This is a genomic window from Streptococcus sp. 2342 (assembly GCF_013276795.1).
Lineage (GTDB): Bacteria > Bacillota > Bacilli > Lactobacillales > Streptococcaceae > Streptococcus.
Map to the genome: position 1 here is coordinate 1 of NZ_VMLR01000005.1, position 21,465 is coordinate 21,465.

Sequence of the window (21,465 nt, forward strand, 5' to 3'; positions counted from 1 at the left end):
ACCAACGGACCAGAGTTGTTGTTTTCAACTCTTACTATTATACCGACTTTTTCAGACTTGTCAACACCTTTTTTAAACTTTTTTTATTAATTTTACAACAGCTTCCGTTCTAGCTGTATGTGGGAACATATCGACCGACTGGATATAATGAAGATCATAGACTTCTACTAAGCGTACCAAATCACGAGCCAAGGTCGAAACATTACAAGAAATATAAACCATTTTTTCTGGTACATAAGTAAGAATAGTATCTAATAACTTATCATCCAGACCTGTACGTGGTGGGTCCACAATCAGAGCATCTGCTCGGTAGCCTTCCTTGTACCAACGAGGAATAATCTCTTCTGCCGTTCCAGCTTCATAATGAGTATTGTCAAATCCCATTCTTTTAGCATTTCGCTTGGCATCTTCAATGGCTTCTGGAATAATATCCATACCTCTTAGTGTTTTAACTTTCTTTGCAAAGGCAAATCCAATCGTTCCAACTCCACAATAAGCATCAATCAAATGGTCTTCTTTATTTACATCCAAGGCTTTTGTCGCCTCGTTATAAAGGACTTCTGTTTGTTCAGGATTTAGTTGATAGAATGCTCGAGGGGATAGTGAAAATTCATAATCGAGTGCACCTTCTTGAATACTCTCTTCTCCCCAGATAATCTCTGTCTTTTCACCATAAATCTCACTGGTTTTAGCTGTATTTGTATTAACAGCTACTGTCACAACCTCTGGAAAATCTTTAATTAAATCATTTACTAGTTGGGTTAAATTAAGCTGACGATTTGTCACAATAATAATCTGAACCTGTCCAGTCTTTCTTGCTCGTCTGACCATAATAGTACGGACACCTAGAACTTTTCTCTCATCCGTGATTGGAATTTGGTGAAAAGTAAGTAATTCCGCTAGACGATTAGCAATCACTTGGGTTTCCTTGTCTTGTACCAGGCAGTCTTTCAACTCTACTAAATAGTGAGAATTTTGTGCATATAAGCCCGCCTTGACCTGATTCTTAAATTTTCGAGTCTGAAATTGTAACTTAGCACGGTAGTACTTTGGTTCCTGCATTCCAATAGTTGGACGAATTTCATAGTTTTCATATCCTGCAGGAGCAAATTTTTTCAGCGCTTGATGAAGTAAGTCCGTCTTGAACTCCAGCTGCTTATCATAATGCAGGTGCATGATTTGGCAGCCTCCGCATTCATTATAAATAGTACAAGCTGGCACAACTCGGAATTTAGACTTCTTGTTGACCTTCAGTAATTTTGCCTCTACAAAGTTACGTTTAATAGAAATAATCTGACAATAGATATCTTCACCTTTGAGAGCTCCAGGTACAAAGACTAATGTTTTTTGATAAAAGCCGATTCCCTCACCATTAATTCCCATGCGCTTGATTTTTAATGGTATTTTTTGTTTCACTTTCAGATTCATACCCCTATCTTATCACATTTTGAGTTATAATAGAACTATGAAAATCACAAAACTTGAAAAGAAAAAAAGACTCTATCTGATGGAGCTTGATAATGGCGATAAATGCTACATCACCGAAGATACAATTGTTCGTTTTATGTTATCAAGAGATAAGGTGATAAGCGAAGAGGAATTAAAAGAGATTCAGGACTTTGCTCAATTTTCTTATGGTAAGAATCTGGCCCTCTACCATTTATCCTTTAAAGCACGCACTGAAAAAGAGGTCAGAGAATATCTAAAAAAATACGATATTGATGAAAACATAGTTTCTCAAGTCATTGCTAATCTTAAAGAAGATAAGTGGATCAATGATAGCCAATACGCTTATGCTAGCATCAATGCCAATCAACTTTCAGGAGACAAGGGGCCTTATGTACTGACTCAGAAACTAGCACAAAAGGGAATTTCAAAATCTACTATAGAAGAGAACTTGAAAGAATTTGATTTTTCTGAAGTTGCTCAACGTGTAGCTAATAAACTATTGAAAAAATATGAGGGAAAACTTCCAGCTCGTGCCTTGCAAGATAAGATAATCCAAAACTTGACTAACAAGGGCTTTTCCTATTCTGATGCTAAAAGTGCCTTTGACCAGTTGGATAGTCAAGTTGACCAAGAAACGACTCAGGAACTCATCTTCAAAGAGCTTGATAAGCAATATACTAAGTATGCTCGAAAGTATGAAGGATACGAACTGAAGCAGCGTTTAACTCAAGTTTTAGCACGAAAGGGCTACGATTTTTCGGATATAGCAAGCGCTCTCAGAGAATATCTTTAATATTTCCAAATGAAATTCACAGATTTTAGGTAATTTTATGGTATAATAATAAATGATAAACTTATAAATTGTAGAAAGTTGGTTAGTTATGAAGCTTCCAAAAGAAGGCGACTTTATTACAATTCAAAGTTATAAGCATGATGGGAGTCTCCACCGAACTTGGCGGGACACCATGGTACTAAAAACAACAGAAAACGCCATTATTGGTGTCAACGATCATACACTTGTTACCGAAAGTGATGGTCGTCGTTGGGTCACTCGAGAACCGGCTATTGTTTACTTTCACAAGAAATATTGGTTTAATATCATTGCCATGATTCGTGATAATGGAACTTCTTACTATTGCAATATGGCTAGCCCCTACTATCTGGATGAAGAAGCACTGAAGTATATTGATTACGATTTGGATGTTAAAATTTTTACAGATGGGGAAAAACGTCTCTTGGACGTTGAAGAGTACGAGCGTCACAAACGCAAAATGAATTATTCTGATGACTTGGACTATATTTTAAAAGAACATGTCAAAATTCTTGTTGATTGGATTAATAATGGACGTGGTCCTTTCTCAGAAGCCTATGTAAACATTTGGTACAAGCGCTATGTAGAACTAAAGAATCGGTAAAGTTGTCAAACTGGGGTTAAGACCCCGGTTTTTTTATTTTAAAAACCCAGCTTTGCAGCTGGGCTTATCCTTATATATCTAATTTCGTAACAGTAAATTTGATATGGGAATAGTCTTTTTCAACATCCTTATCCAGTAAGAAAGCCGTGGCGTCCTTCTTAACCTGAACCAAATCAATATTTTGAGCCTGGGCTGCATAGACGCATCCACAATAACATTGACGGTAGATGTCATACTCTTCACACATCTCTACCGAACGTTTGTAGCCTTGATTTTTCTTGAAATCACTTGGAAGATAGTGAGTGGTATAAATTTTTTGCACATCGATTCCGATGCTGTTAATGGTTTGAGAATTCTTATGAGGACTGATGGTCAAGGCTGAGCCAAAATAGTCAAAACCTAAATCCATAGCCACTTGCGCTGTTTTATCCAGGCGGTAGTCAAAGCAAACCTTACAACGGTCACCACCTTCAGGCTCTTCTTCCAAACCTCGAACCAGTTTACGATATTCGTTAGGTTCATAAGGAGCTTCTAGGTATTGAACGTTATTGCCAGTTCGCTCATTGAAATCACTGACAAATTTTTGAGTGACGTAAGCCCGCTTGTGGTATTCTGGCTTGGGATGGATATTAGAATTGGCAAAATAAATGGTCACGTCTGCATACTTAGTCAAATATTCTAGAGTATAGGTACTGCAAGGGGCACAGCAAACATGCATGAGAATAGTTGGACGTTGCTCATTTTTCTCCCATACTTGTACCATCTTCTGCATGACACGGTCATAATTAATCTTCTGATTGGGGTTCATCTTGCTCAGAATTTCTTCTACATCAATCATGTTCTTCTCCTTTTTCTAGTCTTATTTTATCATATAAGTTAGGAGAGCTCAAATCTATTTAGAAGTGAATAGCATAAAAAGGAGGGTTAGTAATTCCCTCCTTTTGTGTTTTTTATAAGTTGTTTTCTATAGAAAGCTTACATCATGCCGCCCATCATGCTTGGATCCATTGCCGGAGCCGGAGCTACTGGTTCTGGTTTATTGGCTACGACTGCTTCTGTTGTCAAAATCAAGCTGGCTACAGATGCTGCATTTTGTAGAGCTGAACGACTCACTTTAACTGGGTCGATAATCCCTTGATCAATCATGTTGACCCATTCGCCAGTTGCTGCGTTGAAGCCTGTTCCAACTTCAGCATTTTTCAAGCGATCGATAACAATAGATCCTTCAAATCCTGCATTGTGTGCGATCTGACGAACAGGTTCTTCCAAAGCACGGAGAACAATATTGCGGCCCGTTGCTTCGTCTCCTGTCAATTCCAAGGCAGCAACAGCTGGAATGACATTTACAAGAGCAGTTCCACCACCAGCAACGATTCCTTCTTCAACGGCTGCACGAGTAGCGTTGAGGGCATCTTCAATGCGGAGTTTCATTTCTTTCAACTCAGTTTCAGTTGCAGCTCCGACCTTGATGACCGCTACACCACCTGACAATTTCGCCAAGCGTTCTTGCAATTTTTCACGGTCAAATTCAGAAGTTGTGGTTTCGATTTGAGACTTGATAACTGCAACACGGTGGGAAATAGCTTCAGGATTTCCAGCACCTTCTACGATAACAGTGCTATCTTTGTCCACAGTTACTCTCGCTGCTTGACCAAGAGCTTCAATTGTAGCATCTTTCAACTCAAGACCAAGGTCTTCTGTGATAACTGTTCCGCCTGTTAAGATGGCTATATCTTCAAGCATGGCTTTGCGACGGTCACCGAAGCCAGGTGCCTTGACAGCTACTACGTTGAAGGTTCCACGAATCTTGTTCAAAACAAGAGTTGGAAGAGCTTCGCCATCAACATCATCCGCAATAATCAAGAGTGGACGATTGCTTTGGAGAATGCTTTCTAGGAGGGGCAAGATTTCTTGGATATTTGAAATCTTCTTATCGGTAATCAAAATGTACGGATTTTCAAGGTCAGCAACCATTTTTTCGCTATCTGTCACCATGTACTGTGAAAGATAACCACGGTCAAACTGCATACCTTCTACAACTTCAAGTTCTGTTTCCATACCACGTGACTCTTCGATGGTGATGACACCGTCTTTACCAACTTTTTCCATGGCTTCAGAAATGTACTCGCCTACTTTTTCAGAACGAGAAGATACGGCTGCAACCTGAGCAATAGCTTCTTTATTGGCAACTGGGATGGCGTTGTTTTTCAAGGCTTCTACTGCTGCGGCAACTGCTGTTTCAATCCCACGACGAATTCCGATTGGATTGGCACCTGCTGTGACGTTTTTGATTCCTTCGCGGACAATTGCTTGGGTCAAGACTGTTGCAGTTGTCGTTCCGTCACCTGCGATATCATTGGTTTTTGAAGCTACTTCTGATACCAATTTGGCACCCATATTTTCAAAATGGTCTTCTAATTCGATTTCTTTGGCAATGGTCACACCGTCATTGGTAATCAAAGGTGAACCGAATGATTTTTCAAGAACGACATTACGACCTTTTGGTCCCAAGGTTACTTTAACAGTGTCTGCAAGGATATCGACACCACGGACCATAGCTGAACGAGCGTCAGATGAAAATTTAATTTCTTTTGACATACTTACTTTCTCCTTCTATTCTTCAATGATTGCCAAGATGTTAGCTTCGCCTACGATGATGTACTTTTCATCGCCGTCTTTGACATCGAGACCTGCGTGAGCTTCAACTAAGACACGGTCTCCAGGATTAACACTTGGAGCCACCAAGTCACCGTTCAAGGTACGAACACCTTGTCCAGTAGCTACAACTTGAGCTGTTTTGGTTTTTTCTTGGGCTGAGCCTGCGAGGACAAAACCTCCAACAGTTTGTTCTTTTTCTTCGATTTTCAAGACCACACGGTCTCCTAATGGTTTCAACATCTGTTTTCCTCCATGATGAACTACATATTATTAGCACTCTTTATATCTGAGTGCTAATTCATAGTTCTATTGTATCACTTGGTCAGAAATAGTCAAGAAAAAAGTCTGACTTTCTGAGGATGAATAGATAAATTCTTTATCCTAATTTTGCACTTTAATAATGTAGAATTTTAACCAACATGATTTATGGAATTAGCATTTTCATTAATTCTTTTATAAAAAATACCGAAACTCTAAATCCTTATATTACGCATATATAAAAAACAACGATTATAAACCGTTGCTTTTTTACATACTATTAATATTTCAATCCTGGATTGAAAAATCCTAAGGCTACTCCTGCAAGTGCAATAACTACCAGTAATAGCATCACCCAATTTGGAGAAACTTTCTTTTTAGCCATCAGCCACCAACATAGAACAATAAAACCTGCTGTCAAAAGACCTGGATAAACACCATCAATCTTTTCTTGTAAGTTTAAAAATGTTTCTCCATCTCCATTTTTCAGCTCTAGCGCCGTAGTGACAGATACCCAAGTTGCTGCAACAGCTCCTATGACCATACCACCAACAACACTAATTGATTTTCTTAGCGCCTGACCTTTAGGACCTACTAAAAATTCTACTGCTTTATCTCCAAGTTCATATCCTTTAAAATAAGCAAAACGCATTCCAAGATAGACTAATAGATTCCATGCAATAATATAGAATATTGCACCAGAAATATTTCCTCCTTTAGAAAGACCTAGTGCTATCCCCAAAAGAACAGGAATTAATGTTCCTACAATAAGTGAATCTCCAATACCTGCAATAGGCCCCATTAGACCAGCTCGCATTCCATTAATGGTTTCACTATCTACGGCATCTCCATTTGCACGCGCTTCTTCCAAACCAGCTGTTATCCCAACTACTAGAGAACCCAACTGCGGCTCAGTATTAAAGAATGCTGTGTATGTTTGCATAGCTTCTTTTTGCTCTTCCTTAGTATCATACATTTCTTCTACAATTGGAAGCATAGAAGTTAAATATCCAAAAGTTTGCATATGTTCTTGAGAAAAACATGTCAGATGTCCATAGAACCAGTGGTGAAATGATTTTGTCAATGTTTTTCTTGATATTTTTTTTCGACTCATTCTAAATATCCTCCTCTTCATCAAATCCCATATCACTGACAACTGCTGTCGTACGGGCAGATTTAATAACTTCTAATTCATAATAAATTACTGCAAAAATTAATGACACAACACCACTTGCTACTAAGTTCAAGCCTAAAGATTTTGCTAACGTGAACCCGACAAAGAAAGGAATAAAGTCTGTTGTTTTTGTAACAATTTGTTTCAAAAGTATTGCAATACCCACACATGGAAGGAGTGCTCCTACAGTAAATAGAGACTTCATTACAAAACCATCCATCGGAAGATATACTTTCATAAGATCAACCATATCTGGTCCAAATTTTGTAATAATCATTGTTGGTAAGAAAGAAAAGATAAAATGTGAAATCCAAGGATATACCCAATCAACAGCATATAACTTCTTAAAATCACCTTTCTCTACAGCTCTCCATCCAATGTGTTGCCAAAACAAATTCATAGTAGCTGTACCATAGAATAAAACAGTTCCAATTGTTCCAACCGCGGCTCCAATTGGCGCTGCTGCTGCTGCAATCGCTACTTCACCTGAAATATTATTTGCATGAACAAATAGGATAGATAACGGAATTCCGATATAAGAAATTGCCCGTACATCGGCAGATACAGTTCCACCAGGTGTCACTAAGGCAATATATAATACCTGCAAAGCCACACCAACGATTACCCCTGTTGTTATATCTCCTAATATTAAACCTACAATTAAACCACCAACTAATGGACGCCCCAAAGTATAGTTACCAATACTGGATCCCCCCATACCTGGCATCGATGCTAAACTTGCAAACAATCCTAAAAGAGCTGCTTGAATCCAAGAAATTTCCATCATTTTGTCTCCTTATTTCATTATTAAAATCCAAATTTTGATTTAAAATCACTCCAATAGCCAATAGATACATCTGGTAATAATTGGAATCTAACTTTATATCCTGCTTTTTCAATTGCTTCTAGTGCAACTGCTTCCTCTTGAGTAATTGATTGATTATTTCCCAACTTGATAGCACCTGGTCTATCGTTAGCAGGTCCTACAATAATCTCTTTAACATCTCCTGGAATAAAGCCCTGGTCTACTAAAATTTCTTTCATATCAATTGGATTCTTAGTAATCAAAAAATATCTACTATCCGATTCTGTTACTTTAGATGATTTTTCTTTAAATGCTTCCTTTGTCCAAACAAATGTTTTTTTATCTGACGCACCTTTATAGGCCTGAATTAAAACCTTATTGGATGCAGCAGCATCATTTACTGCAATTAATCCATCACATGGATGTTCTTTTGCCCATCTAGTGACTGTTTGTCCATGAATCATTCTATCGTCAATTCGTACAAATGTTACTACCATAATTTTTTATCCCTTTCCTTATATAACTAAATATCGTCTTCTTCATTAAGATTATCATCCGATCCGACTTCAAATTCCTGTAGAGCTGAGGATGATTCGTTTAATATCGTAGAAACAAGTTCACTTCCAGTCAGAATGTCTTTCATCACCACTGCTGTAAGTGCCATTGTTAAGTTCATGCCTCCCAAAATAGTTGCATTCTCTAATTTTCCAAATTCTTCTAATACTGTTGCAACAGTTGTTAAAGGACTTCCCCCAACAATGTCTGCTAAAACAAGAACAGAATCATTTTCATCCAGAGACGCAATAACATTCTTGACCTCTACAGAAAAATCTGCAAGACTTTCCCCATCTTTTAAGCCAATTGCTATGACATCATCTACCTTATCCGAAGCAAACATAGAAAGAGATGATTTCAATCCCTCTGCGAGTCCTCCATGACTGACTAATATCAAATACTTCATATTCCCCTCCTTTTATTGATTTCATTCTATCATCCTTATCTTCACTTTATAATTGTTAAATGTCACAAAAGTTTATTGATAAATGTCAATAAAAAAATGACAAATGTCAATAAAGACATCTGCCATGTTCATATTATTTAAGAAAAAATAATCTCGACATCTATTTAAGGGTTCCTATATCTAGTTCTTTTTGTAACTTAATAAGACTACCTTCAATATCCGTGTTATTTTCATCCATAGATAATGCTTCTAATCTTTCTTCTATTCCAACCAATGATTTTGAATCTATTCCTTTTAAAATAGTTGTAATTGAATTTTTCATTATATAATCCAATGAAGTAGTCGTTAAGGCATTTTGACCAATCATTCCTTTCTTCATCAACTCTTCACTCTTCAAACTAGTTACTACCTCTGGTAATACTGAGCTTCCTTGACCCTTATTAAATAAATTTTGTTGAATTTCACGATTAATTGTTAAAAATTCTATAAACGATACGGCAAGGTTTGAATTGCGAGAACGCGAAGAAACCACGTATAAGGAAGTATCTGTTACAGTCGAACGAATGTCTTCCTTAGTCGTTGGCAACGAAATACATGTCCAGTTAAAATTTGTATATTTGGCCACATGATAAGGAAAAGGTTTATATGTACGATATTGTGCCAAACTCATTGGATAAAAGGCCACATGTCCTTCATCAAAATCTTTATAGGTTACTTTGTAGCGTCCGTTTAATTGATTCAATCCCCTTATATAGGATAAAGCATCCTTCATTTCTGACGAATCTATACGAGGAATCCCACTCTCAGAAATAGTAACACCAAAGGCTGCTAGAGATTCTTTCCAACTATATCCTGTTATCCCAAATTGATCAACGATTCCATCTCCATCGGTATCTTTTGTAATTTTTTTACTAATCTCATATAGATCTTTCAGTGTCCACCCTACTTTAGGAATTTCAATGCCCTCTCTTAAAAGTAAATCTTGATTTACACACATCAACATGGGATTGCTTTCATATGGAAAACCGTATAAATCATCTCCGTATTTTGCTGCCTGCAAAGATACATCATAGAAATTAGAGGCATCTTCTTGAGACAGATAGGAATTTAGGTTTTTTAAAATACCTTTTGATGCAAATAAAGATAATTGGTCGCTTGATAATAGAAATACATCCGGTTCAGAACCTTTTAAAATTTGACTTGAAATCCAATTAGAATACTCCTCCTTAGGAATACCTGAATCATATACAATTTTAACCCCTGGATGAAGCTCTTCAAATTTCTTAATAGCCTCATCTAGTACATAGCTGTTATTCCCTGTAGGAATTCCCCAACTAGAATCAGAATAAAAACCCAGTCTAATAATCTTTATCTGCTTGTTTTCCCAAATAAGAAATAAACTCAAGCAACTTAGCACAAACAGTATCGCTAGAAACAATTGCTTTACTTTCATTTATCCATTTCCTTCGAAAAATTCTTTTGTGTCACACCTGTTTGTACAGCCCATATGGCTAACTGTGTCCTATCTCTCAAATTTAGTTTTGAAAGAATGATAGAAAGGTAATTGCGCACTGTTCCCTCGGATAAAAAAAGATTACTGGCAATTTCCTTATTTGATTCTCCAAATGCCACTTGCTGAATAATTTTCCATTCTGTCAGTGATATATTTTCAATATTCTCTTCCTTCACAGTAATAGAAAAATTGGTCTGTGCCATCTGCGAGAACAATTGAAATACCTTACTAGCTATATTAGGATTAATCATAGCTCCACCTTTATACACTGTCTGAATGGCTTGATATAACTCGTCGGTTGAAACTCCTTTTAATAAATAGCCAGATGCACCATATTTTAAAGCACTAAAAATGAATTCGTCGTCATCAAATGTTGTTAAGATTATAATTTTTATATTTGGAAAACGTTTTTTGATTTCTTTTGTAGTCAATACTCCGTCCATTCTGGGCATTCTAATGTCCATTAAAATTATATCCGGTTTTACAGTCATAATGTTATCCATAGCTTCGATACCGTCACCAACGACGGATACAACATCAATATCAGCATATACTGATAAAATGATCTGCAAAGACTCTCTAATTAACGCCTGATCATCTGCAATCATTACCTTTATCATATACTTCACCTCCTATTTTTGGAAAAACTATTTTAGTGTAAAATCCTTCCCTATTTTCAAAATGAATAGAACCACCTAAAATAGAAACTCGCTCTCTCATTTGTTTCAAGCCATACCCAATTTGTAAGTCGTCAAAACCTATTCCATTATCGTGCAAAACTATTATGTTGTTATCCTCACTCATAAAGCGAATGCTCATTTTACTAGCATGTCCGTGACGAACAGAATTTGTCATAGATTCTTGTATAATCCTAAAAATAGTATCTTCCTGCATAACATCTAAATCAATATTCCCCCATTCATATTTTAGATCGACAGAGAGTTTTGATAGAGACTCATACTCACTAATCATTAATATTAGAGCATCTTTTAAACCATTATTTTGCAAAGCTCCTGGTCTCAGTCTCTGTAATGATCCCCTAACATCTTTTATCCCCTCTCTAACTGCATTTGAAACATTTTTCAACTGTTCTTTAGCACGGATAGGATGAACATCAATTAGTACAGAAACAGCATCAATCCCTGCTGAAATTCCTGTCAATGCATGCCCTAGAGTATCATGAATTTCTCGAGCAATTCTTTTCCTTTCTCGATCTTCAGCGATTTTCTCTGATAACGATATGTAATGATTCAATTCAATGTTGACTCTAGATAACATTTTAAGCTCTTCTTCAATATTATGATGTTCTTTAATCACGTATAGGATATAAGACAATAAAGAGATGATGAAAATAATAACATTTAATGATGTCAATGCATTTTCTAAAAATAACACTATACCTCGTATGGAAGATGGATAAAATTGGATATAGGTAGCTAGAGATGGAACTTTTATAAATAGAGACAAGATTTCATAGTCTGTTAAAAGTAACATTAAAAAACTCAAGAAAATAAAAATAATCCAAGAACGTTTACTATCAGAGTCTTGAAACTCTCTTGAACTATAGAATATATCAGCAAAAACTAATAATATTATTCCATTGTATGACAGATTTTGTGACCATATAACACCAATCATTAATACTATTTCAAACAAATTCCATTTTGAAAAAATTGGCCATTTTTTCTCAGTTGAGTACATTTTATAGGTAGATATAAAAATAATACCGACAAAAAAAATAATTGAGTACCAAAAAATCTGGTCAGGTGATTTTGAAATGTTATTTAAATCACCCAATAAGAGTGTCATCTGCCCCTTTGAAATTACATAGTTTGTAATCTGTATATACAAAGCTCCATTGTATATAATGGTTAGAAAATTAATTAATAAAAGCGAAATTATAGAATACTGGACACCTTTTACCTGTTTCATTACTGCCACCCATTAATATCAAACTGAATTATATTATTTTTATCAACAAATTGTACAGGTATAGTATATAATTCTTCAACTTCTTCTTTTTTTACTAATAAATCTATTGTTTCCGATACTTTTCTACCCATATGAGATGGAAATTGAGCAACCGTTCCCGTAACTTCATCTGTTGTAGCTAATAAATGCTTCATATCTGGTGAACCATCTATTCCGTAAATAAGTTTTTTTGAAGTTACTTTCAATTCTTTAATTGCTGCTAAAGCTCCTATAGCTGCTCTATCATTTAAAGCCACTATAGCATCAAATTGTAAACCTTCAGATAAGGCATCACCTACAGTAGTCATAGCATACTCTGTTTGACCAACCGTTTCTCTTTCTGAGATAATTTGATAATGTTCTTCTGATTTTATTGTATCCAAAAAACCAGTTATTCTCTGATTAGCTGATAAAGCATCTTTGTGCGTTAACAAAAGAATATGAGCATTTGAGGTACGTTTCATCAAATCCTTGGCAATTAATATCCCAGCATGGTAATTATCAGAAACTATACTCGTATCAACTTTTATATTATTCAACTGACTATCTACTGCTATAACTCTAATTCCAAAATTCTTTGCCCTACTTAACGCTTCTACAATTTGCTCGCTATCACTCTTAACCGGATTAATAACAATAACATTCACTCGCTTCTCTATAAACTCATCAATTTGTTTACTCTGTTTTTCTTCACTCATCTCTGCGTCCCGAGTATACAATATCTGACCTTCTGAATCAGAATAGCGTTGAATCTCATTATGTAAATGTCTATAAAATTCACTATTCATCGTCATATAAGTCGCTCCAACTTTTATTTGTCCCGGAATAGGATCTGTCTGACTCACATGAGTATAAATCGCAAAAACAAATACGACTACTGTACAAAATATAATTTTGACGATTGTTCTTGTATATTCTCTACTCATTCCAACCTCCAAAAAGTTTCAACTAGTTCATTGTAACACATTTAGACATTATAAAAAAGCCTGAAAGCAACTCAGACTTTTCAATGTTTAAAATGGCAATTCTTCCTCTTCCAAAACCAAGTCTGCCAAATCCTGCCCTGCGTTATTTTCTCGCATGGCACGTTGGGCACGACTTTCCAAGAGTTGGAATCCAGTAACAAGTACTTCGGTCACGTAGTTCATCTGGCCATTTTTCTCAAAACGACGGGTACGTAATTCTCCATCAACGGAAATGAGACTGCCTTTAGTTGCATAGCTGGCCAATGTTTCTGCTAGTCTACCCCATAGGATCATATTGACAAAATCAGCTTCACGTTCACCGTTTTGGTCTTTGTAACGACGGTTCACAGCGATAGTTGCTCGCGCTACTGACTTGTCATTGTTGGTTTTGTGCAATTCAGGTGTAGACGTCAAGCGTCCGATTAAGATAACTTTATTATACATATTTTCTTCCTCCTACTTATCTATTCGTAGGAAATCAAAAAAAGTTACAGAAATTTGTAACTTTTCGAGAAAATTTTTTATTTTTTATGAACCATGAAACCTGTCGCCTGTTGATTTGCCATAATGGTCATATCTGTAATCTGCACACGACGAGGTTGACTGGTCACATAGACTACTGTGCCTGCGATATCCTGAGCTTGCAAGGCTTCTATTCCTTTGTAGACCGTCGCAGCTCGTTCTTTATCACCATGAAAACGCACTGTAGAAAAATCTGTTTCGACAATTCCAGGCTGAATGGTTGTCACCTTGATATCCGTTGCGATGGTATCAATTCGCAGACCATCTGAAAAGGTCTTAACTGCTGCCTTGGTGGCCGAATAAACTGCTGCACCTGCATAGGCATAAATTCCTGCGGTTGAGCCCATATTGATGATATGTCCTTGATTGGCTTTTACCATTGCTGGCAAGAAAGAGCGAGTGACTGCCATCAAACCTTTGACATTGGTATCCAGCATGGTCAACATATCCAACTCTTCATAATCCTGATAAGGTGCTAAACCTAGAGCCAGTCCGGCATTGTTGACCAGAATATCAATCTGACCTATCGTTTCTAGAATATCAGAGCAGACAGTCTTTACCATGGCCATATCCATGACATCTAGGGGAAAAGTCCAGACGGTTTGATTTGGAAAGCTTACTGCAAACTCCGACTTGAGGGCTTTCAATCTGTCTGTCCGTCGACCTGTTAGAACGACATTCTCACCCTGCTCCAAATAAGCACGCGCAATCGCTTCACCAATTCCTGATGTCGCTCCTGTAATCACAACATTTTTTGCCATCTCATTTCCTTCTAGCTGGTCTATCAGATATTAACAACTTCTTAGGCAGTCCAGTGTTTGGCTGGGTCAAATGGAGTTCCGACAACTTGGTCTTCTGACAATTCAAGCACCCCTCGTTTTTGCGGAGCATTTGGCAGATGCAATTCACGAGGACTGCACATCATACCAAAACTCTTTTCACCACGAAGTTCGCCTGGGAAAATAAGATTGCCTTTTGGCATCATAGCTCCAGGAAGAGCTACAATTGTTTTCAATCCAACACGCGCATTGGGTGCCCCTGCAACGATTTGCACTGTCTTGTCACTTGCGACTGCAACTTGGCAGATGTTAAGGTGGTCACTATCTGGATGAACTACCATCTCGACAATTTCACCAACAACAAACTTAGGTTCCTTGTCATTGACAATTTCTTCTTTAAAACCTTCCGCCTGCAATTCTTGGTTCAAACGTGCTACTTGCTCATCTGATAAAAAGACCCGACCTCGCTCTGCAATTTCAAACAAACTTGAAACTTCAAAAATATTCCAAGCTACTGTTTCTCCATTATCTTTGAGGAAAACACGAGCTACCTTGCCTTTGCGCTCCACATCCAGTTTGGCATCTCCACTGTTTTTCACGATGACCATAAGGACATCACCGACATGTTCTTTGTTATATGTAAAAATCATTGTTTCTATTTTCTCCTATTTCAGTCCTGCTAAAAAGTCGTTAATTTGTTGCTTACTTTTACGGTCGCGATTGACAAAACGGCCGATTTCCTTGTCCTTTTCCAAAACAACAAGGCTAGGAATTCCGTAAACATCCCAGAGTTTGGCCAAATCCATATACTGGTCTCGGTCCACACGAATAAAGGTGAACTCTGGATTGGTCTCCTCAATTTCTGGCAAGGCAGGATAGATGTAACGACAATCACCGCACCAATCTGCTACAAAAAGAAAGACCTTCTTGCCATCTTTTTCTACTAAAGATGCTAATTCTTCTAAACTTGCTGGTTGTATCATAAGACTTCCTCCTCATAGACTAGGTCTTCATTTTCATAGACAAAGGTATAATGACGGCCATCCTCAAAAATGACGCCACCAACCAAGCTCTCCAGACTGCTTTCATAGACTTGAACATAGAGGGTCGCAATTTCTCCCATGTCTGAAAAATGGTCTCGCACAATCTCTGTCAACTCTTCCTGAGTCTTCATGAGCTTATGGTCATCTGCAACTTTTTTCGTAGCAAGGGCAAGGCTCCCAATACCAAGCAGAGCCAGACCTGCCATCCACATTTTTTTAGCTTTCATACCATTCATTTTAACACAAAAAACGCTTCAGGACAAATTAGGAAGCAGCAGAAAGGCAAGTAAAAATCCCCTTCCTTAAAGGAAAAGGACTTCTTATACTCAATGAAAATCAAAGAGCAAACTAGGAAGCTAGCCGCAGGTTGCTCAAAACAGTGTTTTGAGGTTGTGGATGAAGCTGACGTGGTTTGAAGAGATTTTCGAAGAGTATTATTCTTATTGCCAGGCACCTGAGTTGCCAACGTAGTAACCATCAGGCGTGTAGGTATTGCGAAGCATCTTACCTGATGAAGCTAGATAATACCACTTACCATTGTCTTTGACCCAATCATTCGCAATCATGGCACCAGAAGAACTTACATAATACCAGTCTCCCTTATCATAAACCCAAGCGCTTGCTTTCATATCTCCTGAAGTTGATAAATAGTACCACTTGCCTTGGTCGTAAAGCCAATCACCAGCAATCATAGCTCCTGATGATTTAAAGGCATACCAGTTGCCACCTTGATATAGCCAAGTTTGATTGAACATGACTCCTTTATCATTCATAAAGTACCAAGTTCCCTTGTCATAAACCCAATCCTTCTGTACTAATTGACCTTGTTTTTGATAGTACCAGTTTTGGTTTGATTCTAGCCAACTTTCTGCTTTTACAATCGGATAAAGTTCTTTGAAAGCTCCTCCATCATATTTATGACTGATAGACTTTAGTTTTTCAAGTTTCAACTCGCCATTGTCATAGTCTGTCCAAGCAAAGACTTTTTGACCATTGACAGTCTCTGGTAAGGTAGCAGTGTAAGTCTTGGTCTGATAATCCCATTTAGCATCGAGGTAAGTGTATTGATTATTTGATTCTTCAATACGATAGTAACCTCTCTTTCCACTATCATTATGAATATCATCCACAACTTTCGTTGACCAGGTCTTCACTTCGTTTCCGCTCTTAGCCTCGACCTTGATATCTCCTCTATAGCCATATGGAACATAGAAATTCAGGTAACGCCCTTCTATACCAATCATAGACTTGTCCTTTTCTTGACCTAGAAAATTGACTGTCTGATCTTGACCATCGAGACTAACCGTCCACTCGATTTTCTCGGTTTTTGGCAAATCCAAGACTTTGATATCCACTTCATGGCCATTGTTGAATCGAAGAATCTTGCCATCTTGATACTGTACTCCACACTTAACAACCCATTCTTCTTTAAGCTCAAATGCCTGCCCTGAATGAGGAAAAGCCAGTAAAGCTAAACCTGCTAGAGACAAACCAAATAATGTGATTTTTTTCATCGTAGATCCTCCTTAGGATTTTTTATGTTAATTATATCACTATGTTTTTATTTTGCAACTCATATCCTAAATATGCAAGCAAAAAACCTCTGAGATTGTTCTCAAAGGTTATAATCTAGCTAATTGCTGTTCTCAACCGCTGCAGTAATAAAGGCAGTGTAGAGTTCTTCTGGACGATTTGGACGGCTTGAAAGTTCAGGGTGATACTGACAAGCTACAAAGAATTTATTTTCAGGGATTTCCACGATTTCTACCAAACGATTGTCTGGAGAAACACCTGAGAAGACAAAGCCTGCTGCCTCAAACTGCTCACGGAAGGCATTGTTAAACTCATAACGGTGACGGTGACGGCGTTGCACCACTTCTTGATTATGATAAGCAGCTGCTGCCTTAGAGCCACGTTTCAACTTAGACGGATAAAGCCCCAAGCGAAGGGTTCCCCCCATATCCTCAACATCAATCTGATCACGCATGATATCAATGATAGGGTATTTTGTTTCTGGTGCAAGTTCTGCAGAATTGGCACCTTCGAGTCCTAAAACGTGACGAGCAAACTCGATACAAGTCAACTGCATTCCCAAGCAGACACCCAACATAGGAACATCATTTTCACGCGCATAGCGGATAGCTTGGATTTTCCCTTCCGTACCACGTTGACCGAAACCACCTGGCACGATGATTCCGTCCGCATCAGACAAAAGCTCTACCACATTCTCTGCTGTCACATCATTGGCATTGATCCAATTGATTTTAACTTCTGCGTCATTGGCATAACCAGAGTGTTTCAAGGCTTCAACCACAGAAATGTAGGCATCTTGCAACTCAACATACTTACCGACAAGGGAAATTTTAACTTGTTTCTTGAGGTTCATGACCTTGTCCACCATGGCTGACCATTCTGTCATATCCGCTACAGGTGCATCTAATTTCAAATGGTCACAGACAATTTGGTCCATACCTTGTGCCTGCAAGTTCAATGGAATTTGGTAAAGGTGTTCAACATCCAACGATTCGATAACGGCTTCTGGTGCCACATCACAGAACTGTGCTAGTTTGTTTTTAATTCCTTGACCAGCTGGCTCTTCTGTACGAATAACCAACATATTTGGTTGGATTCCCAATCCACGCAATTCTTTTACAGAGTGTTGGGTTGGTTTGGTTTTCATTTCACCAGCAGCCTTGAGGTAAGGAAGCAAGGTTGTATGGATGTACATAACATTATCCGCCCCCACATCTGCCTTCATCTGACGAAGGGCCTCTAAGAATGGCAAGGACTCGATATCTCCTACTGTTCCACCGACCTCTGTGATAATGACATCAGAGTCAGTCGTTAGAGCGGCACGCTTGATTTTTTCTTTCAAAGCATCTGTGATATGAGGAATGACTTGCACAGTTGCCCCAAGGTATTCTCCACGGCGTTCCTTACGCAGAACTTCACTGTAGATTTTACCAGTAGTCACGTTGGAATATTTGTTGAGATTGATATCGATGAAACGTTCATAGTGACCCAAGTCCAAATCTGTCTCAGCCCCGTCATCTGTCACAAAAACTTCCCCGTGCTGGTAAGGGCTCATAGTTCCCGGATCAATATTGATATAAGGGTCAAACTTTTGAATGGTTACTTTCAGACCACGATTTTTCAAGAGACGACCCAGACTTGCTGCCACAATCCCTTTCCCAATAGACGATACCACACCACCAGTTACAAAAATATATTTCGTAGACATAGATTCCTCTTTCTAAAATGCTCAAGGCCTTGTTAACTACGAGGGGACATAGAAAACAAGACCCTTATGGATAACGACATTTCCAGAAAAACTTCCTGAAAAAACAAAAATAGCTCCCTAAGAACTAGGGAGCCCCGACCTCTAAAAGAGGTGCCCGAACAATATGATACCTAAAAATAGGATAATTGTCAATAGCTAACTTTTATTCCTCGCTGGTTTCAGCGTCGTCATCTGAAAAATCGTCGTCTTCTTCGTTGAGATCCACGTCTTCACCTAAGTCATCAGGAGCGATTTCGTTGATTTCTGCATCATAAGCTTCCACTTCATTTTTCTCATCATCTGGATTTTCATCATCGTATGAAAGAGCTGGATCTGCTTCGTATGCGTCTTCGTCTTCTGGATCATCCGCATTGTAGTCAATAGCATCTGAATCGCCATCCATGAAGGCATTGACACGTTTTTTCTTAGCTTTTGGTGCTACTTCATCGTCGTCATTTTCTTCAAGAGCGATGATTTCTTCGTCGATTTCGTCCACACCATACCATGAACGAAGCCCCCATTTGTTGTCTCCAAGTGAGATGAAGCTACCGTCAAAGTTCAACTCTGTGTAGAACAAAGGCAAGGCTTCGCGGATATCGCTGTTTGATGTCCCAAGGTAGTTTTGAATTTCGTTTACAAGATCGCTAAAATGCATCTCATGGTCGCGACCACGAAGTTCCAAGATAGCACGCGCTACCTCAATCATAGATAGTTCACTTTTTTCTTGCCCAGCAAATACTTCTAATTCCAAAGCGTTTCTCCTCATTTATACTACTATCGCCAGAGTAAACAGACTCTGACCTCATTTTATCATTTACTCTTTATTTTACGATAATTTTGCAGAATAGTCAAAGGTTAAGGGGGAGAAAGTGATAGGACTTTTTATTTCTTTGCTACCCAGCCGATGGCATCGCTAGGTGGATTTTTAGTATCAATCCAGATAAATTCGATACCGATTTCACCATTTTTAAATTTGGTCAATCGAATGCCGTTGATTTCCAGCTCATTGAGTCGTTGATCTGTCAAGACTTCGCGTTCTTTCAAAATGAAAATCATACATAGAAATTTTTAAAAATTTTCTCTATCGTAAACCTGCCACTAGTTCAGAAGCTATACTAGCTGATTCCAAACGTAGTATGGTCATTTCATCTACCTTCCCTAATAATGGCATTGCACCATACCAAACAATGGTCTTGTTTACCAAAAGAATAGGCGTGACTATTTTTGATTGAGTAAAAGATACTTTAATTTTCTGGCTCTTCAACTGGTCTAGCCATGCTTTATTTGCAACCGTCTCTGGTATACATATCTCAATCTGACTCATTCTAAATTCTTTTAGAAAATTCATCAGTTTTGTCTGGTGCGCATAAGGCAAAATAAGCAGACATTCCTGTCTTTCCCCTGCCAAGTCCTCTCTCAGCACATTCTCATATCTACTATCAACATAAACGAATTGTTTCTCCTCACCCTCAATGGCACGATAATCCATCTTTCGATAAGCTACTTGTCGTTTCTGAAACATCTTTTCTAAATAAGGAACATGAATATCCACATAATCGAAAATACGTACCAAAGACTTATCCTTGTAGTTTCTATGAATCCGACCTGCATACTGAATCAAATTATTTTTCCAAGAAAAGGGTGCTGCCAAGATCAGCGTGTCCAACTGAGGCAAGTCAAAACCTTCGCCAATGTATTTTCCAGTAGACAATAAAACAAACCCTTTATCTAACTGTTCTAACGTCTCCATTAAACTTGTTCTATCTCGGACTTTGGTTTTTCCGCTAATAATATAACAGTCATCAACCTCTTTCTCTTTCAATAACTTTTCAAAGACATTTATCTGTTGAGTTCGATTGACTAGAACCAAGATATTCCGCCCTTCTGCCACTTGGGCTAGAATATCCTTGAGAATCAACTGATTCCTCACTGAGTCAGTAGCAATCCAATCACTAAGCTGTATAAAATTACTTGCTTTGGTCTTTTCAATCTCCAAATGACCAAAAGAAGTGAATCTTAATTGCAATTGCCGTTTAAAATCCGTTTCCCTCTTATCAGCAGTATGGAGTATCTCACCCATTCTCTGAAAAACAATAGGCTCATAACCATTCTTACGCTCAGGCGTAGCCGTCAAACCGTAAAGATACTTCCCTCTAAACTGAGCAACAACTTTTTCAAACATCAAGGCAGAGACATGATGACACTCATCCACAATCATCATCTCATACTCATCCAAAAGACTTTGACTATTTTCCAACTTAAATAGAGATTGAATCATAACGACATCAACCAGTTTACTCAGCCATTTCTTAGTCCCACCGTACTGCCCAACATAGCCGATTACCCTTTCACGACCTGATGGCGTATAACGGGTAGCTTCTTCCTCTTCGAAAGTCAAAAAACACTTTAGGCGATCCAGCCACTGGTCTAAGAGTTGCCTATTATGAACTAGGATAATTGTTTTGGCCTTCCTTTTAGAGATGAGAGCAGCACCTAAAACGGTCTTTCCAAAACCGGTCTCCGCATGAAGTAAACCATTTTCTTTAGAAGTCATATCTGACAGGGCTAACTCTTGCTCAAAAGTGAGTTCTCCCTTAAATTCCACTCTAATAGACCTTTGTACCTTTCTCCTATCTTCCACAACTACCTGCTCATACTCAATGAAAATCAAA

Annotated in this window: 23 protein-coding genes and 1 pseudogene; 2 read left to right on the forward strand and 22 right to left on the reverse strand. The window is 38.1% G+C overall.

Going from position 1 to position 21,465, the window contains the following annotated elements; translation table 11 throughout:
- Positions 1-72: 72 nt before the first annotated feature.
- Positions 73-1,428: a 23S rRNA (uracil(1939)-C(5))-methyltransferase RlmD gene (gene rlmD, locus HT689_RS06545; RefSeq protein WP_173226169.1), complete on the reverse strand. Its 1,356-nt coding sequence runs from the start codon at positions 1,426-1,428 to the stop codon at positions 73-75.
- Positions 1,429-1,465: 37 nt separating this feature from the next.
- On the opposite strand from rlmD, the gene recX reads away from it, so the two are divergent.
- The gene (recX, locus tag HT689_RS06550; protein WP_173226167.1) at positions 1,466-2,242 is read left to right on the forward strand and encodes a recombination regulator RecX; all 777 of its coding nucleotides are present in this window, start codon (positions 1,466-1,468) and stop codon (positions 2,240-2,242) included.
- Positions 2,243-2,330: 88 nt separating this feature from the next.
- A complete protein-coding gene (locus HT689_RS06555) occupies positions 2,331-2,864 on the forward strand; it encodes a DUF402 domain-containing protein (RefSeq protein ID WP_000775321.1) in 534 nt (177 codons plus the stop codon).
- A 70-nt stretch (positions 2,865-2,934) separates the two neighbouring features.
- Here HT689_RS06555 and HT689_RS06560 read toward each other — a convergent pair whose 3' ends face one another.
- The 21 genes and pseudogenes from HT689_RS06560 to HT689_RS06660 form a co-directional block, all read right to left on the reverse strand.
- Positions 2,935-3,702: an epoxyqueuosine reductase QueH gene (locus HT689_RS06560; RefSeq protein ID WP_084889586.1), complete on the reverse strand. Its 768-nt coding sequence runs from the start codon at positions 3,700-3,702 to the stop codon at positions 2,935-2,937.
- A 137-nt stretch (positions 3,703-3,839) separates the two neighbouring features.
- Positions 3,840-5,462 carry a chaperonin GroEL gene (groL, locus tag HT689_RS06565; RefSeq protein ID WP_049521660.1) on the reverse strand — a complete coding sequence of 541 codons (1,623 nt, stop codon included), beginning with the start codon at positions 5,460-5,462 and terminating at the stop codon, positions 3,840-3,842.
- Positions 5,463-5,477: 15 nt separating this feature from the next.
- On the reverse strand, positions 5,478-5,762 hold the full coding sequence (gene groES / locus HT689_RS06570; RefSeq protein ID WP_173226165.1) for a co-chaperone GroES: 285 nt from the start codon (positions 5,760-5,762) through the stop codon (positions 5,478-5,480).
- A 298-nt stretch (positions 5,763-6,060) separates the two neighbouring features.
- Positions 6,061-6,915, reverse strand: coding sequence for a PTS system mannose/fructose/sorbose family transporter subunit IID (locus HT689_RS06575; RefSeq protein WP_173226163.1), 855 nt, complete (start codon positions 6,913-6,915; stop codon positions 6,061-6,063).
- Complete coding sequence (locus tag HT689_RS06580; protein WP_173226174.1) at positions 6,896-7,738, reverse strand: PTS sugar transporter subunit IIC; 843 nt, start codon at positions 7,736-7,738, stop codon at positions 6,896-6,898. Before HT689_RS06580 ends, HT689_RS06575 begins: the two co-directional genes overlap by 20 nt.
- Before the next feature lie 23 nt (positions 7,739-7,761).
- Entirely contained in the window at positions 7,762-8,256 is a 495-nt protein-coding gene (locus tag HT689_RS06585) for a PTS sugar transporter subunit IIB (RefSeq protein WP_020903146.1), read from the reverse strand.
- A 26-nt stretch (positions 8,257-8,282) separates the two neighbouring features.
- A complete protein-coding gene (locus tag HT689_RS06590) occupies positions 8,283-8,720 on the reverse strand; it encodes a PTS sugar transporter subunit IIA (RefSeq protein ID WP_050243267.1) in 438 nt (145 codons plus the stop codon).
- A 160-nt stretch (positions 8,721-8,880) separates the two neighbouring features.
- Entirely contained in the window at positions 8,881-10,173 is a 1,293-nt protein-coding gene (locus HT689_RS06595; RefSeq protein ID WP_050243268.1) for an extracellular solute-binding protein, read from the reverse strand.
- The gene (locus HT689_RS06600) at positions 10,170-10,853 is read right to left on the reverse strand and encodes a response regulator transcription factor (RefSeq protein ID WP_050243269.1); all 684 of its coding nucleotides are present in this window, start codon (positions 10,851-10,853) and stop codon (positions 10,170-10,172) included. Before HT689_RS06600 ends, HT689_RS06595 begins: the two co-directional genes overlap by 4 nt.
- Positions 10,828-12,165 carry a sensor histidine kinase gene (locus HT689_RS06605; RefSeq protein WP_173226160.1) on the reverse strand — a complete coding sequence of 446 codons (1,338 nt, stop codon included), beginning with the start codon at positions 12,163-12,165 and terminating at the stop codon, positions 10,828-10,830. Before HT689_RS06605 ends, HT689_RS06600 begins: the two co-directional genes overlap by 26 nt.
- Positions 12,165-13,130, reverse strand: a complete 966-nt coding sequence (locus HT689_RS06610; RefSeq protein ID WP_020903141.1) for a substrate-binding domain-containing protein — start codon at positions 13,128-13,130, stop codon at positions 12,165-12,167. Before HT689_RS06610 ends, HT689_RS06605 begins: the two co-directional genes overlap by 1 nt.
- A gap of 87 nt (positions 13,131-13,217) precedes the next feature.
- Positions 13,218-13,613: a single-stranded DNA-binding protein gene (locus tag HT689_RS06615; protein WP_173226159.1), complete on the reverse strand. Its 396-nt coding sequence runs from the start codon at positions 13,611-13,613 to the stop codon at positions 13,218-13,220.
- A 77-nt stretch (positions 13,614-13,690) separates the two neighbouring features.
- Positions 13,691-14,452 (reverse strand): SDR family NAD(P)-dependent oxidoreductase, encoded by a 762-nt coding sequence (locus tag HT689_RS06620; protein ID WP_173226157.1) that lies wholly within the window; start codon positions 14,450-14,452, stop codon positions 13,691-13,693.
- A gap of 41 nt (positions 14,453-14,493) precedes the next feature.
- Positions 14,494-15,120 carry a YtpR family tRNA-binding protein gene (gene ytpR, locus HT689_RS06625; RefSeq protein ID WP_173226155.1) on the reverse strand — a complete coding sequence of 209 codons (627 nt, stop codon included), beginning with the start codon at positions 15,118-15,120 and terminating at the stop codon, positions 14,494-14,496.
- Positions 15,121-15,135: 15 nt separating this feature from the next.
- Positions 15,136-15,453 (reverse strand): thioredoxin family protein, encoded by a 318-nt coding sequence (locus HT689_RS06630; RefSeq protein WP_000615777.1) that lies wholly within the window; start codon positions 15,451-15,453, stop codon positions 15,136-15,138.
- A complete protein-coding gene (locus tag HT689_RS06635; protein WP_050202793.1) occupies positions 15,450-15,749 on the reverse strand; it encodes a DUF4651 domain-containing protein in 300 nt (99 codons plus the stop codon). The genes HT689_RS06630 and HT689_RS06635 overlap by 4 nt, the downstream gene beginning before the upstream one ends.
- A 204-nt stretch (positions 15,750-15,953) precedes the next feature.
- A complete protein-coding gene (locus tag HT689_RS06640) occupies positions 15,954-17,027 on the reverse strand; it encodes an N-acetylmuramoyl-L-alanine amidase family protein (RefSeq protein WP_173226153.1) in 1,074 nt (357 codons plus the stop codon).
- Positions 17,028-17,146: 119 nt separating this feature from the next.
- Positions 17,147-18,754, reverse strand: a complete 1,608-nt coding sequence (locus tag HT689_RS06645) for a CTP synthase (protein ID WP_173226151.1) — start codon at positions 18,752-18,754, stop codon at positions 17,147-17,149.
- Positions 18,755-18,956: 202 nt separating this feature from the next.
- A complete protein-coding gene (gene rpoE / locus HT689_RS06650; protein WP_173226149.1) occupies positions 18,957-19,544 on the reverse strand; it encodes a DNA-directed RNA polymerase subunit delta in 588 nt (195 codons plus the stop codon).
- A 131-nt stretch (positions 19,545-19,675) separates the two neighbouring features.
- Positions 19,676-19,837 (reverse strand): hypothetical protein, encoded by a 162-nt coding sequence (locus tag HT689_RS06655; protein WP_173251396.1) that lies wholly within the window; start codon positions 19,835-19,837, stop codon positions 19,676-19,678.
- Between the two features lie 37 nt (positions 19,838-19,874).
- A pseudogene (locus HT689_RS06660) lies at positions 19,875-21,452 on the reverse strand (DEAD/DEAH box helicase family protein); the annotation flags it as partial.
- Positions 21,453-21,465: the final 13 nt, after the last annotated feature.